Here is a 15,068-nt window from a genome sequence, read left to right on the forward strand (position 1 = left end):
GAAGTCCCATGAAGACCACATCCGTGAAGAAGCCGGTAGTCCTCCTGGCAACAGTGATCCTTACCGCCACATTGGCTGGGTGCCAGCCAACGAAGGTCGAGGAAGCTCCAGACGAAGGATCGAACGAAACGAATGACCCCTCCGTCGTTGATGAACGCGGCGACGGGCAAGGACTGCACGAAGAACCCATTGTCCTCGAGGACGGACGCACCATCACGTGCGTCGTCTACGACGGCGACAACGGGCAAGGCGGAGTTTCATGTGACTGGATCGGCCCGGTCGACCAGTGAGAGAGGCAACCATGACTACAGACAACACAGCACTGGCACACACCAACTCCAACGAAGAAAGAGCGACCTCACCCGTGAAGGATGAGGCCGCCCAGCCAGAGAACCATGCAAGAGCATTTAGCAGAATTCTTAGGCACGACCAGGGTACACCGAGCGAGTCGACTACTGCTGTCAATACTGGACCGAAGTCTCGGATCAACCCGGATGACCACCGGTTCGTTCGCCTCATCACGGTTGGTGTCGCCTTCGCCGGTCTCGTGGCCTTCGCAATCAGCTTCGTCGCGCTCATGGAAGTCGCGTCCTGGCTGGGCCTGCCCGAATGGATGCACTGGGCCGTTCCAGCCTTCATCGACACCGCGATCCTCGTCTACGCCGGATCCATCCTCATCCACAAAACACGCGGGGAGAAGACCTGGCAGTCCTGGGTGTTGCTGGCTGCGTTCACCGGCCTGTCCGTGATCGCCAATGTCGCGCATGCCCTGACCTACGGGGATGCGACGGAAGGCTCGTGGCAGGGACTCATCGGAGCTGTGATCGCCGGAATGGTGCCATTCGCAGTATTTGCCGCCACCGAGCAACTGTCTCGAGTCGCCGTCGAGGATCCGATCTCGCGCCGTCGTGAAAAGCAGGCCGAGGCGGAATGGTTGGCCGAGCAGGCCGAGCGTGAACGCAAGCAGCTCGAGGTCGAAGCCGAACGTGAGGCTGCCAGGCAGGAGGCCGAGCTGGCACGCGAGCAGCACGCTACCAATCTCGAGGTCGTTCGGGCGCAAAGAGACGCACTGGCCACAAAGGCAGCGCAAGCGGCCGAAGACGGAGAACAGTTCGCACTCCCTCGCACACCGTGGTTGGCGAGCGTTCCGGACCCGGAAACATCGGAGAAGACACCACCGGCACCAGGCGGCGGGAAGCCAAAGACCGCGCCCGCGGACATGGACGCCCTCGTCGACTTCATCTCGGGTCGCACAGCACAGGGTGAGGACACGTCGGGTGCGGATCTTGCAGCCCAGTTCGGATTTAGCGACAAGACCGGACGCCGCCGTCTAGCCGCTCTCAGGGACTCACACCCACAGATCTTCACAGGAGGGCAGTAATGCTGACGATGATCGAGTTTCCGGTGGAACGGTGGTTCGACTCCGACTGGCCGACCACGACTCAAACGATTGAGAATGCCCACACCATGGCTCCGGCATGCTTGGTTGGATTGACCGGAGTGGCCTTCATCATCTGGGGGGTCCAAACCATGAGCGCACGATCCGGCGCAGGCAAAGTTTCCACGAAACGGCTTCTGACTCTTATCGGCATCCTCGTCTCATTCTGCACGCTCTGGGTGCTGTCAGACGTGGACGGTATCGGCCCTGTGGTCGATTCGTTGGTCATCTTGCTCGCCGGCTTGGCATTTCTGCTGTTGGTATTAGTCGGGATAGTCGGTCTGCCGTTTGCCGTAGCGGTTGTGTTCGGCACTCTGCTGTTTCGCCTCATGAGCACTGGTCTGAGGGCCAAAAGCGAGGATGAAACTGCCCAGGTTGAGAAGGAGGGGAACAGTCATGACTGATCACTCCACGAACCCGGTGTCATCGACCGGTCATGAGTGGCCGTGCATTGGCTTCTATCTGCTCTCGACCCCGAGGGACCGTGCCTTGAGGTGCACCTGCGGAGCGAACACTGGCATGACGACTGGCGGTGGAGAGGCTCTGCGTGATCCCGAACCACTCGTGTTTCGCCAACCCATCAAGAAGCAGTTCTCTCCTACTGACATCGGTAAGTGGTGATCGATCATGAAAATCGGTGGATTCATTCTCGTCGCTGGGCTGGCGGTCCTGATGACGCTGGGAACGCTCGGTGAGCTGTCCTATTCGGGGCCGTGGTACTTGCACTGGTTGGACGTGCGGTGGTGGTGGCACTGGGTCGCCGTCGTGTACTCGTGGGGCTCCTCGATCGTTGACATCGACGTCGATTTCCACGGTCCCGAAGGACGGATCAGGGAGTGATGACCATGCCGTTGATGAGGAACGAGGAATCGGTCGAAGTGCCGGGTCAGCTGGATCTTCTCGACCAGATACCTGGCGAGACCAGAGGGGCAAAGAGTCACGACCGTGATGACGAATCTGATGATAACCAAAGGCAAAGGGGGTGAACCATGGCGAATGAAATGATCACGTGGGCCAGGCGGCAAGTGTTCGACCAGTTCGAACTCTCTGGTCCAGAACGGCTCATTCTGATGCTGTTGGCTGACAACGCTTCATTTGATGAAGAGACAGGACTTTGGTCGTCATGGCCATTCCAGAAGACCCTGGCCCACGACTCAGGATATAGCGAACGCGCTGTTCTCCGTGCTGTGAAACGGTTCCGTGATCTCGGGTTGATCAGCGTTGAAGCTCGCTACAAGAAGAGCGGGGCGAAGACTGGAAACACGTACAGATTCCACCCGGACGCGGTTAATAAACCAATTGTGCGCACTGAGGCACTCCCCGAATATTCAAGAGGTGACACAGAGTCAGGGCTTGAATATTCAAGAGGTGACACACAGTCGGGTCTTGAAAACTCAAGACACGACACACAGTCAGGTACCCCCTCTCAAGCCCGAGAAATCAAGACACGACACACAGTCGGGTACCCCAAGATAGGTGACCCTAACCGACACACAGTCAGGTACCACCCGACACAGAGTCAGGTCCCGCGCGCGGAGACTAACGCGGGTGCGTCTCTAACCATCATTGAACCGTCATCGTCGTCTATGAGTTCCAGCGCAACTACAGACGACAGCGTGCCATCGGCAGGAGCCGAGGCAGACGAGACGACGACGATCGAATTCGGAGATCAGGATTCGGGGCCGCAGCAACCTCGGTTCGGGACACACGATGTGCCAAATGCTCGGGGCCCGGTCGATCTGGACAAGCTGGTCGCGGTCGTGTCCGGTCAGTGGTCGGTCAGCCTTGACCGTGACCGGGCTGTGTGGCTGGCCGAGCAGATCACGGGTCGGTCAGCCCGGACGGTCGGGTCCCCGGATGCGTTTGTCCGCAGGAGCCTGGCCAACGACGGTCACGAGTGGGAGGCCGCGGTCATTGACCATTTCGGTGACCGGGCCATCCGTGGCCGGTCAACCGGTCACAACGTGACCAGTGACCGCAAGTGCCCAATCAAGCACCACGCGGACTCTGGGTGGAATGCCCGGACATGCCCTGGTTGCCGTAAGCAGCTCGACTTCCCCAAGCAGCTTGATCGGGCAACGTACGAGGCTTTGGACGCCGATGTCCGGTCACTGATTGACCGGGATCAGACGGTCACAGTCGTGGACATGACCGGCCCGAGTGTCCGATCACGTGACCGGACTGGCCGGTCAGTCGACCGGAACGTCGGTTGATGGGGAAGGAAGGACGGTGAACCATGCAAGAGCACGAAGAACCATTCTCAGAACGACAGCTATTGACCGCAGTCGAGACTGTAGCCAGGCGCACCATCCGGCCAAGGATGTCTGCGATCGGGTTGTCCCGGTGGGCGGAGGACGTGGCTGGTGAGGTCATCGTCTCAGCGTGGAAAGCCCGGGCCGGGTTCAATCCCGAGCTGGGGCAATTGGAAGCATGGATTACGGGCATTGCCCGTAACCGTATGGCCGACCTCATCGATGCTGAGACCCGACGGAATCCCGGCGAGCTTGTCTCAGGTGGCAAGGACGCTCCAGTCGCCGTTGAAGAGGTCCTTGACCGGATCGCCGCTTCGGATCCGCGGTCTTGGGGCACGGACATTGCCGTCATTGTTGCGGAGCATTTGGCGACGATGACGTGGCTTCGTCCCGTGATCGCTGCAGCAGCTTCAGTGATGGAGACACAGGCATTCATGGTCGGGTTCCTCACCCATCTGAAGTTCGAATCCGACGTGAAGACAGCCTCGGCAGCGTTCGGACTCAGTGAGCAGCGCGTCCGGGACTGCAAACGGTTGTTCGAGCTTCACTGCCAAGTGATCAGATCCGCGATCGCGCACAAACAGAGTGTCGCTGGCCGGGGAATAAGGATCACTGACCTCATCGAGTGCCTGCCCGGTGCTGACGAGTCGGGGTCGTGGACGAGAGAGACCGCACAGGCGATGAGTTCGTGGAAGGGGCCGATTGGTCAGGTGCCGGTTGAGCATGTGGTGAAAGTGACGGGGTGGGAGAGGAACACGGTGCGCCAGTACGTAGCGACGACGAAGACCCTCCTGCAGGTGGCGTTGGGTGTTCTTAGCGCCAAGGATTCGAAAGGGCGAGGACGATGAGTGGCAAGAACGATAAGAAGCAGGCTGGAAGCCTCAACATGGATCTCGACGAGGCGGCTGAGACCACCAGGACAGGACAGAAACCGTCGACCGACGCAGACAGGTATAAGGGTCTGTTTGGTCGGTGGCGGTTGATACGCGACCGAAACCGGGCACGGGTGAGGAAGTGGTGGAGCTACTACTTGGAGAACGTGGTCCCGAGCGAAGATGATGATGCACCCGAGCATCTGCCGCGGATCTTCCACGGACCCGTCGGTCGGCTGTTGCTGGCAGGGTGTGCGGTCGTCGCGATGGGCGTGTGGGTGTTCTTGCTGTGGTTGTTGTGGACGCTGTGATGAGCACGATGCAAGCACGCAGACGGGTACTGAAATATGCGTCCCACGTCATCAGGGAAGTCACCTACTACACGCCAGATCGAAGACGAGTCACCGCCCTGGCGCCGGTGTATGAAACCAACCTTGAGGCACTCGGTCAACGCCCGCCAAAGAATGTATTGTCAACGGCGCGGGAACTGACGTGGACTCCGTACGTTCTCTCGACTAATCTGCACATCCCACTGTTCTGGCTGATCCCAGGGATGGTGTTCACCGGTCTGACGTTGTTCGGCCCGTTCTCGATTTTGGCGGGTGAGGGAGTCTGGGACGGCATTTGGGCCGGAATGGCCAACACGGGGATCAGCGTCGCGGTCGGTGCTGGCTTGTACCTGCTCGAGTCGTGGTTAGCCAGGAGAGAAGCCGCCGGTTGGGCGAAGTACGACACCCTGATTGCCGAAGGGTGCACGGCATCGTTGATTTCTGATGATGACGTGGGAACTGTGGCGGACCTCATCGCCGAGGTCGAATCCGGAATGGACCGTCTCTCGCGTTGCGGATTGTCCACTGACCAGGAACAGGCTGATTTGGTTCCGCTGGTTGAGGAAGCGATGTTGTATGCCTCGGAGTGCCATCGGTTGTATCGAGAACTGGTGAACGTCAGGCAGCTGTTGGCTGGAATCTCGAACGATGACGTTGCCAAGGATGACGAGCTGCGGCGATTGCAGGACGAGCGGAAAGCGATCGAGGCGGAAACGAGCACGGCATTCGCTCGGTGGATGAGTACCCGGTGGAAACTGGATCACCTCGGTGGTGAGACCCACCATGAAGCTGATCTGGTCGAGGCAAAACTCGCGGCAGCGAGATGGAACGCCGAACACCGCAACGGGAGGAAGTGAACCATGACACTGGTCCAGGAATACGTGATCGGTGGAAAGATCTCTATTCAGCTGCGAGAAACTCTTATCAACAGTCGGGTAATTGAGTCGGTGACAACGTTGATGGATGACCGGTTTCACCTGTTGATTAAGACGGTTGGAGATCCCGAGGCGCGCGTGTATGCGGCGTTTGATACGGCGGGACACAATTCCGTCCACGAAGCCTATTCAGAAGAGGTGCTGGCGGACTTCCTTTCGTTCGCCCGTTCGGCAGAGGAGCGTCAGTGATGTGGAAAGTGCGGAAACACTGGACCCGACGGACTGTCAGTGGTGGTTGGGGTGAGGAACGTTTGGAATCTGTCGACGTCGTCCAATACTGCCGCTACCCGTCGAGGACGATGATTGTGAGACTGGTGATCGCAGTTGTCGGAGTCACCTGTCTCGCCGTGTGGCCAGGCTGGAGTTCCGACCTGCCGTGGGTTGCCAAGTTGGTGGTTGCTATCGCGTTCGCTGGTTGGGTTTTGATGATCTATCGCAGCATTCGAGGTTTGAGGAGGCTCGTGAAAAGGCGGTGGGTGGTTCCACAGGAGTGGCAGGATCTGCCTGTCTCGGTGCTCGTCCAGGCGGCGGATGCAGGTGCTCGGGTGCAGTGGCTGGAGCGGAGCATCACCAGCCTGAGAAATGGTGGGCCGGTCCTCAACAGCGCCGCACTGTCCATGCCAAGAGGCGAGGGACGGACCGCACTGTGTCGCAGTCATGAGGACCAGCTCGAGCGCGCTCGGGAAGACCTGATCGTCGCGATCGAGACCGCACGACTCGATCTGGAATTGGAGGAAGACCATGCGAAATAGCGAACACATCACAACGAATGTGACTGGTGAGGACCTGACGAGTGTGGTTCAACGGCTCCGAGGGACAGTCATCGACCTGCATCCAACAGGCGGGAAGCGGTTGGATCCGCTGAATGGGTTGAGTGTGGCCGGTGGCTGCAGCGAGGCCGGACAACGTACCGACCGGAGCAGGTCATGAGCGGTAAAGAGCAACGCAATCGGGATGAACAGACAACCGCGGGTGTGCCGTGGACGCGGACATTGGCTCAACTCGCCGCCACCGGGGGAGTCGTACTTGGCGGTGTCGCGATAGCCGGTCTGATCATTGTGTTCCTCCTTCTTTTACCGGGAGCACTGGCCTGGCTGACTGGGTAGTTCACATCTGATCATCTGCCATAAGGGTGGGTGCTCTCCTTCGGGAGGGCGCCCACCCTTTTTCGTGCCCTGACAGACATGTGTGAGCCGAAGAGAGAAACGACTACGACAGTACAAATTCTCTCTGGAGGCTCGGATGCTCAAAGACATCGCGGCACCGTTGACGCAGCTGAACACGATCGCGGCGTGGTTCCTAGGGTCGGCACTGGCACTGGCCGTCGTGGGTGGCGTGTGCCTGCTGCTGACGTGGTTGGCCGGGAAGACCTTTTCCATGCAGGAGTGGGTGAAGAAGGGCCAAATCGGAGTAGTGATGTTCTTCCTCGGTGCTCTCCTGCTGGGCTCTATTGGTGGCGGCATCCAATGGTCGTCAACAGACTCAAAGACTGAGGGCCTGCTGCCCGAGGCTGCGAAGCAGAAAACGATCCGTGTCGATCGCAAGGCACCGCATTCAAAGTGCACGTCGACAGTGTCGATCTCGTCAGAGAAGCACCTGGGCGGAAAGAAGGACAAAGCCAAGGACGAAGACGGGTTGAAGTACAAGCCCTCCGAGGCTGAGGCCGGGAAGATGGGCCGCGCTATTCGCGAGATCGGGGCCGACAAATGGGACGCCGACTCGGTGAAGACGAAAGACATCAAATGGTCGAAACTCGGCCGCGCCGGTGACATGCCCAACGAGGAGGACTGGAAGAAGAACCGGTCCGACTATGAAGCCAAACACTCCCCAATGTACTCACGCATCCAGTGGCAGCCCGACGGAAAGAAGGGCAACTGCGATAACACGAACTTCCACGCCGCGAAGGGTGCCCCCGTCGAAGTCATCTTCTGGGAAGTCCACAGAAAGGGCAAAGACCCCGACGACTGGGGATGGAACGTCGCCCAGCAGTACGGATACCGCATGTTCACGATCCCCGTGAAATAACACCCCCTCTTTCCCGACACGAGGTCGGGGAAATCCTGAAAGGAACCAAGAGAAATGAACGTTGTACACGCTGAAATCATCAACACGAGTCTCGACGTGCTCGCCAAGGGCTACGACCCTGGAATCAAACCTCGATTCGATGCTCCCTGGATGGGATTCTTCCGCACTCTCGGTGGACAGATCATCGGTACCGTCATCGCTTGCCTCGTGATCTTCATGGTCATCGCTGCTGTCGTGTGGGTGGCTTCGAAGATCTTCGGTGCCGGTGCCGGACAGACCATGGGCCTGCAGGGTCTGCTCATCGGAGCCGTCGCTGCAGCAATCATCGGCTCAATCGGTGGCGCGGTCATGTACTTCTCCGGAATCCCCCTGTTCTGACCGGCCAGCAGTACCGATGAGAGGCGACGATGTATCTAGCTAAGGACAAGGACTGGGGAGGAATCCTCGATGGTCCGTGGAAGGACTGGGGCGAGTCCATCCAGGCCTTGATCCAGCAATCCATTGACGGATTCGCGATCGCATCCTGGGAATTCCTCAAGGGCGCGTTCGGAGTCGGTTCGTTCACCGCCGATGGAGGTGGATCGAACTGGTGGTTGGCTGTCATTGGCGGCAAAATCGAGGTCTACCAGGGTGGCGTGTACCAGCACACCGTGGAATATCCCGGAATGCTCAACGTCATGGTCATCGCGATGGTGCCGTTGCTCATCATCTTCCTCTCAATCCAGATCTTCATGTCGATCTACCGCGCATCGACAGCAGGCATGATCCGCGCATTCGCCTCAGCAGTACTCGCGGTGCCCGCAACCTATATCTGTGCCGGTCTCGTCTACTTGGGACTGATCGGCACAGACCAGCTCACCAAATGGATCCTCGAAGTCGGGGTAGGTGACACAAGCGGAGACGATGTCGGAGTTGGTGGCATCCTGCGTCTGTTCGGCCTGTGGTGGGACCCCTCGGCGAACAACAATGCCGGGGGAGTCCAAGTCGATGCAGGCTTCGAAATCTGGGCCATGGCCAACGGGACCGACCAAGTGGGGCAATCAATCCTGCCGTGGCTGGTCGCAGGCGTCATCCTCATCTCGTGTTTGATCCTCATGATCATGATGCTGTTTCGCACCGTGATCGTTCTCGTGCTCGCAATGTTCACCCCAGTGGGAGTGTTCTCAATGTCATGGGACGCGGCGAAGGGAATCGCGTCGAAGTGGGCCAGCTTGGTTGTCGCGTTGCTCATGGCTAAACCCATTGCGGCGGCAGTCACGAAATTCGGGATCACCATGGCCTCGATCGGCTCCGATTGGGTGCAAATGGCTGCTGGTGTGGTGCTGGTGCTCATTTCAGCGGCGATGCCCATCGTGATGATCAGCATCATTTCGTTCATGACACCCGACTCCGCACGGATGCTCGAGCAGACAGCCGGCGGGTTCGCCATGGCGGGACAACGCCGTGTCTATGGCGGCATCGGCCGGGGCGGTCAGCGGGCGGTGCGCAGCAGCGCGAGCACCGTGAGGAAAGCAGTTGGCGGAACGGCCAGGGCTGGTCGACGACTCTTTACAGGTAGAAGGTGAAAACGATGAGTGCACAAACTCTGAGCAGTGAAGAAAGCGAATGGGATGGTGCTCGGTTCGGGCGTGAGGAATCTACCGGAGTCGTCTTTGGGCTCGATTTCCTCCAAGTTCTGTTCCTCGGCATCGGTATGGTCATTGCAGTGGTCTTCGTCATCGCTGGAGGATTCCCTGGTGGAACTCTGGCGGCTGCGGGAACGGTTGCCGTGTTCGGTGGCCTGGGCATTCCCCGAGTCTTCGGTAAATCGTTCCTCAAATGGGTGCAGGTTTTCGTGGTCTCTTTGTCCCGGCGGCGCACCGGCCAGAACGAGTACATGCCCGAAGAAGAGGGCATCGACGTCGCTATCGGTGACGACGGTGTTCAGTTGCTTCCGGAACTTGACGTCATTGATCCTCCGCGACGCAGTGAGGACACTCCTCGGGATAAGAAGGGCCGCATTGCCCCGCTGAAACCGGCTCGGCTCATGTTGCCGGGGGAGTTCGGGGAACTGCTGGTGTATCAGATGCCCGGTGGGTCGGCATTCGCTTATGACCCGACAGCGAAAGAGGGCGTTGTCGTCGCCCAGATCTCGACGCACAAAGCCTTTGGTCTCGAATCGTTCGATAACCAAGAGGCACGATTGCGCGCATGGGCAGAAGCCGAAGCAACGATCGCCGGTATCGACGGGGTACTGCGAGTACAGATGTCGGACCAGACCACGATTGTCTCCGGCGCTGCAGTCCTTGACCACTACGACCAAGAAGTCAACAACGCGCAGGTCGCTGAAGACCCCGACACAGGAGAGAAGGTCCACCAAGCGGGAGAAGCGATCGATCCGTTCCTGCATCAGTCACTGGTGGACATGCTCTCCGCAGCTGAGGGGCAACCTGTCCACGGAATGTGGATGTCCATCGTGTTGAGCCAGACGAAACTGGCGAAGCGCATCCATTCCTCGGGGCGTGGAATTCGTGGGTTCATGGAAACCGCGTTGGTGGCGATGGGAGCCATTGAGTCGGCCCTGCCTGAGTCAGGAACTGAAGTTGTTCGGTGGCACTCTCCCCGGTCGTTGGCGGCTCTGGTGCGATCTGCCTTCGACCCGGCATCGTCAGTGGAGATCTCCGAGCGCGGCGATGACGGTGTCGACGTGTCAGCGGCTGGCCCGATGTGGGCTAAGGATTCGCTGGCGACGTTCTCGTCTGAGGGTGCCTTGCATCGAACGTTCAAGATCTCGGAGTTTCCACGTTCTCAGGCACAGTTGGGGTTCCTCTCCGGGTTCATCTTCTCCGGCGACTTCCGGCACACAGTCAGCGTGTACATGAAGCCTCGCGATATTGGTAAGGCGTTGAAAACGAACGAACGGTCCAGGGCGACCTGGGGCACAAACGAAACGATCCGACAGAAGTTGGGCAAGCAGAAGACCCGTCGCAACGACCGCCAGATCGAGGACCTGGACCAAGAGGAAGAGGAACTCGTGCGGGGCCACGCAGCGTTGAAGATGACGATTCTCATCACAGTCTCCGCGTTCTCGGAAGAAGAGATGGATGCCAACATTTCCCAATTGAAGACCTCGGCTGCTCGCGCGAATTGTGAACTCCGCGTGATGTACGGGCAGCAGGACAGCGCGTTCATGGCATCGGCAACTCCTTTGGGCAGGTTGAGTGTGTAATGGCTAAACAACAGAATGTATTCGCCTTCATCGACGGTGATAAGAAGACCCGCAAGGAACAGGCGAGGGCTGTGCGTGCACTGGGTCTCGAGGCACAACGTCAGTTGGACGAGTCACAGCCGAAGAAAGATTTCAACGCAGGATTCCCGAAACGACGCTGGTCATCAGGCGGACAACCTCGTCGTCACTCGGGACGCGGGGCGTCTATCCTGCACGACGGGGGAGTGAAAGTGGCCGGGCATACGGCTGCGACGGCGTACCCGTTTTGTGCAGGACCCAATCTGGGAGCGTCTGGCCCACCGATTGGTGAAGATCTCTACGGTGGTGGTCTCTTCTGCGCGGACCCTTGGGATCTGTACCGGCGTGGAATCATCTCCGGGATGGCGATGCTGCTCTTTGGCACCGTTGGTACGGGCAAGTCGTCGTTGTCGAAGTCGTGGACGACACGGTTGGTGCAGTTCGGGAAGAAGCTCGCTGTCGCCAGTGATCTCAAGGGCGAATGGACTGAGGTGATTCACCGGCTTAAGGGCAAAGTCATCCAGATCGGTCCGGGTCTTCCTACCCGTCTTAACCCGCTCGAGGAGGGTGTGCGCCCGTCTATTGACCGTATGGGTAATCCTCTTTCGGACGAGGGGTGGGCGATGATGGTGCGTACCCGTCGGCTATCGATTCTGACGACGATCGTGAAGATCCTCACCGGACAAGACGACCTCACTCCGGCCGAGAACAATGCCTTGCAAGAAGGTGTCGAGGGCGCTATCGCAATCGCGGAACGTGCGGGGCGAATGATGATCATTCCCGACGTGATCGAGGCGTTGAAAGTGGCTGAGAAGGAGTCACCGAGGAAGATCTCTGACGCCTGCGAGGACCTCGTCATGTCGTTGGAGAGGCTGCACACTGGCGACGTCGGCGGCATGTTCGATGGACTGTCCACGGTGACGTTCGAATCCGACGTTCCCGCCGTGTCGATCGACACGGCCGCACTGCGAGGAGCCACCCAGACCGGTCGACGTGTGGCGTCGGCGTGCTGCGGTACGTGGATTGAAGCGATGGTCACAAACCCGGATGGCGGTCAACGCCTCGTTGTCTACGAGGAGGGCTGGGACGCTGTGACCTCGCGGGCCGACCTCGAGCGGATGGTCGAGAACTGGAAGCTCGCCCGCGATTACGGCATCTTCAACATCCTCATCCTCCACAAGGTCTCGGACTTGAACATGGCCGGTGACCAAGGATCCCAGATGGCAGCAATGGCAAAGTCACTTCTTGCCGATGCGGACATCAAGGTCATCTACCGTCAGGACGCGGCAGCTCTTCGAGCAACCACAGAAGAACTCGAGCTCAACGACAAGGAACGGCAGATGTTGAAGACTCTGCCCAAAGGCACCGGGTTGTGGAGGCTGGGACAGAAAACGTTCCACGTCAGCAATGACCTCACCGATGAAGAAGAACCACTCTTCGACACCGATCAGCGGTTGCGAGCCTCCGGCGACACCGGTGACGATGATGCGTTCGTGACAGTCGGAGATCACAGATTCACCGACTGGGCGGCACCTGGCGCGGGGAAGGACGTGGCGTGATGGGACTGTTCCAAGAACGGGATAACCAGATGATGGTGTCGTCGAAAGGCGACATTATTCTCTACATCGTCGCCGCCTGCGTTGGGATCCTCGCGCTGCTGACCGGATTGGCCATGATGGTCAACCGCCTCGCCTGCGGGGCGTGGGCGAGACCGTCAGGGATCTTCGACGTATTCTCCTTCTTCGGCACCGGAGACGCCGCCGCCTTCGGCACAACCGAGTCGGGATGCACCGCACCTGGCGCGGCGATCGGCACTGTATGGGTTGTCGCCTTACTCATCGTCAGCGCGGGTGTGCTGTTCGGGATCGTGAAATACCGGGACTACCTCGAATCCGATGAGTACTTCATCAAGAGGCTGCGCGAACGCCGGGGTGTGGCCAAACGCCGTGAAGTGAACAAAGCGATCGGGCCTCGTGCGGCGAGAAAGGCGGTTGAGAACGTCAGACCGACGATGGTCGACAAGTCGCTCCAGGCGAAGACACTGCGGGCAGTGGGCCTGGCCAAAATTGCTCCCGAGCTGGGCAACATCGAGTTCGGGCGGTCTGAAGGCGTACAGTCCTGGATCGCGTTGGAAGAATCGATCTGCTTCATCGGTCCCCCTCGGTCGGGTAAAGGCGTGAACGTCCTCGTGAAGGCCATCATCGATGCACCCGGCCCGGTGATCACCACGTCTTCTCGTGCGGACAACTATTCAATGACGGCGAGCATTCGTGCGCGCAAAGGCCCAGTGACACTGTTCGACCCCCAAGGGTTGACCGGAAAGCCGACGAGCTTGAAATGGTCCCCGATCACTGGGTGCACAAGAGGAATCGTCGCAAGCCAGCGAGCAACGTCATTGATCTCGGCCACCGGGTTGAATGACGATTCGTCGAACTCAGAGTGGAAACCCGCTGCAGTCACGATCATGCAGTCCCTGCTCCACGCCTGTGCCCTGGACAGTGCCAGCGTCGACACACTGATGCGGTGGGGCACGTCACCAGCGGGTGCGAAGGACGCAGTGAAGATCTTGCGCGACTACGAAGCAGTTGGCATGTCCGAACTCGGATGGGCTGCAAGCCTCGAATCCGAAATCGAGTCGGACCCGAAGATGCGGACGAACAAGTGGTTCGGCGTCGCCAACGCAGTCAGCGGCCTCAGCGTCGGTGCCGTTCGCGAAGTCATGACCCCGAAGGGGACCGACGAAGAATTCAACATCGACGAGTACATCGAGAACTCCGGCACCCTCTACATCATGGGCACCAAAACCGGTGGCTCGTCCGCCGGCGCCTTCCTGGTGGCGATGATGGACGCCATCACCGAGCGCGGGCGCGAGATCGCGGCCAAACGCGAAGGCAACCGACTCGACCCGCCAATGGCACTCGTCCTCGACGAGATCGCGAACATCACGAAGGCCTGGGACGGGCTTGTCCCTCTCATGGCTGACGGTGGTGGTGTTGGAATCTGTGTCATGGCCGTCTTCCAATCCATGGCACAGGTGCGCAACTCCTGGGGTGAACAAGCTGCGTCAGCATTGTTCGACGCTGCGACAGTGAAGATCCAACTGGGTGGTGCCTCGAACACTCAGGACTTGGAGGTGCTGTCTACTCTGGCGGGAAATCGTGAGGTGCTCCGGGCATCTCGGACCCGGCAGAACGACGGGACGACGGTCTCGGAACAATTGCATGAGAAGAAGGTCTTCGAAGTCTCGGAATTGCACCGTCTGCCGTTCGGCTGGTCGGTCGTCTTCTGGCGCAATAAGCGCCCCATGCTCATGCATCTGACTCCGTATTGGAAGTCGAAGTACGCAGCCGAGATCAACATGACGAAGAAGCTCTACGCTCAGTCACTACTCGAAGACAACGAAGACGATCGGTGGCAACACCACCTGTCCACAGCTGGGACGGCAGAAACTGTCGTGGGTGAAGTCGTCGAGACCGACACGAAAGCCTCCGAGCCGCAACAAAAGACGCCGCCGATAACGGACGACGATAGCGACGGTGGGACGGAGCACAAGCCTGAACCTCCGTCGGTGACGATGTTCTGATGGTGGTGATTGGTGATGAGCAGGCTCAGCCTCACCCGCACCGGGTCGAGTGCCTACCAGAGCGGGTATCTGCGGTCTCAGCAATGGCATTGGCGGCGACGTCGCTGGTTCCGTGACCGTCGTGCTGCTGGTTTCGAACCAGCCTGCCAAGTGTGCGGAGTCTCGCTGGAGGATGCAGGCACACTCGATCTGCATCATGTGTCGTATGACGGTGTGGTCGAGAACCCTGACGGCTCCTGGACGGCCAGAGAGGCTGATGAGGATCTGATGCCCTTGTGTCGGGACCACCACCAAGCGGTGCATCGGATCATGGACCGCAAACGTGACTTCCACGGGTGGGACCGCCGCCGGGCAACACTCGTGATCGTGGCGTTCCTCAGAGCGAAGTGGGAGAAGAAATGAAATCGG

The 15,068-nt window shown here is 59.3% G+C and carries 19 protein-coding genes and 1 pseudogene; all 20 read left to right on the forward strand.

Annotated elements, in window-relative coordinates:
- Positions 1 to 8 precede the first annotated feature (8 nt).
- The 20 genes and pseudogenes from BSP239C_RS18855 (at position 9) to BSP239C_RS18945 (ending at position 15,062) form a co-directional block, all read left to right on the forward strand.
- Positions 9 to 290, forward strand: a complete 282-nt coding sequence (locus tag BSP239C_RS18855) for a hypothetical protein (RefSeq protein ID WP_101574883.1) — start codon at positions 9 to 11, stop codon at positions 288 to 290.
- Between the two features lie 11 nt (positions 291 to 301).
- A complete protein-coding gene (locus BSP239C_RS18860) occupies positions 302 to 1,381 on the forward strand; it encodes a DUF2637 domain-containing protein (RefSeq protein WP_101574884.1) in 1,080 nt (359 codons plus the stop codon).
- Positions 1,381 to 1,842: a hypothetical protein gene (locus tag BSP239C_RS18865; RefSeq protein WP_101574885.1), complete on the forward strand. Its 462-nt coding sequence runs from the start codon at positions 1,381 to 1,383 to the stop codon at positions 1,840 to 1,842. The genes BSP239C_RS18860 and BSP239C_RS18865 overlap by 1 nt, the downstream gene beginning before the upstream one ends.
- Positions 1,835 to 2,059, forward strand: coding sequence for a hypothetical protein (locus tag BSP239C_RS18870; RefSeq protein ID WP_101574886.1), 225 nt, complete (start codon positions 1,835 to 1,837; stop codon positions 2,057 to 2,059). Before BSP239C_RS18865 ends, BSP239C_RS18870 begins: the two co-directional genes overlap by 8 nt.
- Positions 2,060 to 2,065: 6 nt before the next feature.
- Positions 2,066 to 2,278 carry a hypothetical protein gene (locus BSP239C_RS18875; protein ID WP_101574887.1) on the forward strand — a complete coding sequence of 71 codons (213 nt, stop codon included), beginning with the start codon at positions 2,066 to 2,068 and terminating at the stop codon, positions 2,276 to 2,278.
- Positions 2,279 to 2,439: 161 nt separating this feature from the next.
- Positions 2,440 to 2,643 (forward strand): annotated as a pseudogene (locus tag BSP239C_RS21450) (helix-turn-helix domain-containing protein); the annotation flags it as partial.
- A gap of 411 nt (positions 2,644 to 3,054) precedes the next feature.
- The gene (locus BSP239C_RS18880) at positions 3,055 to 3,651 is read left to right on the forward strand and encodes a hypothetical protein (protein WP_145997499.1); all 597 of its coding nucleotides are present in this window, start codon (positions 3,055 to 3,057) and stop codon (positions 3,649 to 3,651) included.
- Between the two features lie 23 nt (positions 3,652 to 3,674).
- Positions 3,675 to 4,538 (forward strand): sigma factor, encoded by an 864-nt coding sequence (locus tag BSP239C_RS18885; protein ID WP_101574889.1) that lies wholly within the window; start codon positions 3,675 to 3,677, stop codon positions 4,536 to 4,538.
- Positions 4,535 to 4,873, forward strand: coding sequence for a hypothetical protein (locus BSP239C_RS18890; protein WP_101574890.1), 339 nt, complete (start codon positions 4,535 to 4,537; stop codon positions 4,871 to 4,873). The genes BSP239C_RS18885 and BSP239C_RS18890 overlap by 4 nt, the downstream gene beginning before the upstream one ends.
- Positions 4,873 to 5,748 (forward strand): hypothetical protein, encoded by an 876-nt coding sequence (locus tag BSP239C_RS18895; protein WP_101574891.1) that lies wholly within the window; start codon positions 4,873 to 4,875, stop codon positions 5,746 to 5,748. Before BSP239C_RS18890 ends, BSP239C_RS18895 begins: the two co-directional genes overlap by 1 nt.
- Positions 5,749 to 5,751: 3 nt before the next feature.
- A complete protein-coding gene (locus BSP239C_RS18900; RefSeq protein ID WP_101574892.1) occupies positions 5,752 to 6,015 on the forward strand; it encodes a hypothetical protein in 264 nt (87 codons plus the stop codon).
- A gap of 287 nt (positions 6,016 to 6,302) precedes the next feature.
- On the forward strand, positions 6,303 to 6,578 hold the full coding sequence (locus BSP239C_RS20565) for a hypothetical protein (RefSeq protein ID WP_219618931.1): 276 nt from the start codon (positions 6,303 to 6,305) through the stop codon (positions 6,576 to 6,578).
- A 174-nt stretch (positions 6,579 to 6,752) separates the two neighbouring features.
- Complete coding sequence (locus tag BSP239C_RS18910) at positions 6,753 to 6,932, forward strand: hypothetical protein (protein ID WP_101574894.1); 180 nt, start codon at positions 6,753 to 6,755, stop codon at positions 6,930 to 6,932.
- 136 nt (positions 6,933 to 7,068) lie between these two features.
- Positions 7,069 to 7,851, forward strand: a complete 783-nt coding sequence (locus tag BSP239C_RS18915) for a hypothetical protein (protein WP_101574895.1) — start codon at positions 7,069 to 7,071, stop codon at positions 7,849 to 7,851.
- Between the two features lie 54 nt (positions 7,852 to 7,905).
- Entirely contained in the window at positions 7,906 to 8,229 is a 324-nt protein-coding gene (locus tag BSP239C_RS18920; RefSeq protein ID WP_101574896.1) for a hypothetical protein, read from the forward strand.
- A 29-nt stretch (positions 8,230 to 8,258) separates the two neighbouring features.
- Positions 8,259 to 9,416, forward strand: a complete 1,158-nt coding sequence (locus BSP239C_RS18925; RefSeq protein ID WP_101574897.1) for a type IV secretion system protein — start codon at positions 8,259 to 8,261, stop codon at positions 9,414 to 9,416.
- A gap of 5 nt (positions 9,417 to 9,421) precedes the next feature.
- Entirely contained in the window at positions 9,422 to 11,059 is a 1,638-nt protein-coding gene (locus BSP239C_RS18930) for an SCO6880 family protein (protein WP_101574898.1), read from the forward strand.
- Entirely contained in the window at positions 11,059 to 12,636 is a 1,578-nt protein-coding gene (locus tag BSP239C_RS18935) for a conjugal transfer protein TraC (protein ID WP_101574899.1), read from the forward strand. The genes BSP239C_RS18930 and BSP239C_RS18935 overlap by 1 nt, the downstream gene beginning before the upstream one ends.
- A complete protein-coding gene (locus BSP239C_RS18940) occupies positions 12,636 to 14,660 on the forward strand; it encodes a type IV secretory system conjugative DNA transfer family protein (protein ID WP_101574900.1) in 2,025 nt (674 codons plus the stop codon). The genes BSP239C_RS18935 and BSP239C_RS18940 overlap by 1 nt, the downstream gene beginning before the upstream one ends.
- A gap of 15 nt (positions 14,661 to 14,675) precedes the next feature.
- Positions 14,676 to 15,062 carry a hypothetical protein gene (locus BSP239C_RS18945; RefSeq protein ID WP_101574901.1) on the forward strand — a complete coding sequence of 129 codons (387 nt, stop codon included), beginning with the start codon at positions 14,676 to 14,678 and terminating at the stop codon, positions 15,060 to 15,062.
- Positions 15,063 to 15,068 lie beyond the last annotated feature (6 nt).

Origin of the sequence: Brevibacterium sp. 239c (genome assembly GCF_900169365.1) — a bacterium.
Taxonomy (GTDB): domain Bacteria; phylum Actinomycetota; class Actinomycetes; order Actinomycetales; family Brevibacteriaceae; genus Brevibacterium.

What these genes read in the sequence shown, in the direction of transcription:
- BSP239C_RS18855 (WP_101574883.1), top strand. Translation starts at nt 9, where the DNA reads ATGAAGACCACATCCGTGAAGAAGCCGGTAGTCCTCCTGGCAACAGTG.
- BSP239C_RS18860 (WP_101574884.1), top strand. Translation starts at nt 302, where the DNA reads ATGACTACAGACAACACAGCACTGGCACACACCAACTCCAACGAAGAA.
- BSP239C_RS18865 (WP_101574885.1), top strand. Translation starts at nt 1,381, where the DNA reads ATGCTGACGATGATCGAGTTTCCGGTGGAACGGTGGTTCGACTCCGAC.
- BSP239C_RS18870 (WP_101574886.1), top strand. Translation starts at nt 1,835, where the DNA reads ATGACTGATCACTCCACGAACCCGGTGTCATCGACCGGTCATGAGTGG.
- BSP239C_RS18875 (WP_101574887.1), top strand. Translation starts at nt 2,066, where the DNA reads ATGAAAATCGGTGGATTCATTCTCGTCGCTGGGCTGGCGGTCCTGATG.
- BSP239C_RS18885 (WP_101574889.1), top strand. Translation starts at nt 3,675, where the DNA reads ATGCAAGAGCACGAAGAACCATTCTCAGAACGACAGCTATTGACCGCA.
- BSP239C_RS18890 (WP_101574890.1), top strand. Translation starts at nt 4,535, where the DNA reads ATGAGTGGCAAGAACGATAAGAAGCAGGCTGGAAGCCTCAACATGGAT.
- BSP239C_RS18895 (WP_101574891.1), top strand. Translation starts at nt 4,873, where the DNA reads ATGAGCACGATGCAAGCACGCAGACGGGTACTGAAATATGCGTCCCAC.
- BSP239C_RS18900 (WP_101574892.1), top strand. Translation starts at nt 5,752, where the DNA reads ATGACACTGGTCCAGGAATACGTGATCGGTGGAAAGATCTCTATTCAG.
- BSP239C_RS18910 (WP_101574894.1), top strand. Translation starts at nt 6,753, where the DNA reads ATGAGCGGTAAAGAGCAACGCAATCGGGATGAACAGACAACCGCGGGT.
- BSP239C_RS18915 (WP_101574895.1), top strand. Translation starts at nt 7,069, where the DNA reads ATGCTCAAAGACATCGCGGCACCGTTGACGCAGCTGAACACGATCGCG.
- BSP239C_RS18920 (WP_101574896.1), top strand. Translation starts at nt 7,906, where the DNA reads ATGAACGTTGTACACGCTGAAATCATCAACACGAGTCTCGACGTGCTC.
- BSP239C_RS18925 (WP_101574897.1), top strand. Translation starts at nt 8,259, where the DNA reads ATGTATCTAGCTAAGGACAAGGACTGGGGAGGAATCCTCGATGGTCCG.
- BSP239C_RS18930 (WP_101574898.1), top strand. Translation starts at nt 9,422, where the DNA reads ATGAGTGCACAAACTCTGAGCAGTGAAGAAAGCGAATGGGATGGTGCT.
- BSP239C_RS18935 (WP_101574899.1), top strand. Translation starts at nt 11,059, where the DNA reads ATGGCTAAACAACAGAATGTATTCGCCTTCATCGACGGTGATAAGAAG.
- BSP239C_RS18940 (WP_101574900.1), top strand. Translation starts at nt 12,636, where the DNA reads ATGGGACTGTTCCAAGAACGGGATAACCAGATGATGGTGTCGTCGAAA.
- BSP239C_RS18945 (WP_101574901.1), top strand. Translation starts at nt 14,676, where the DNA reads ATGAGCAGGCTCAGCCTCACCCGCACCGGGTCGAGTGCCTACCAGAGC.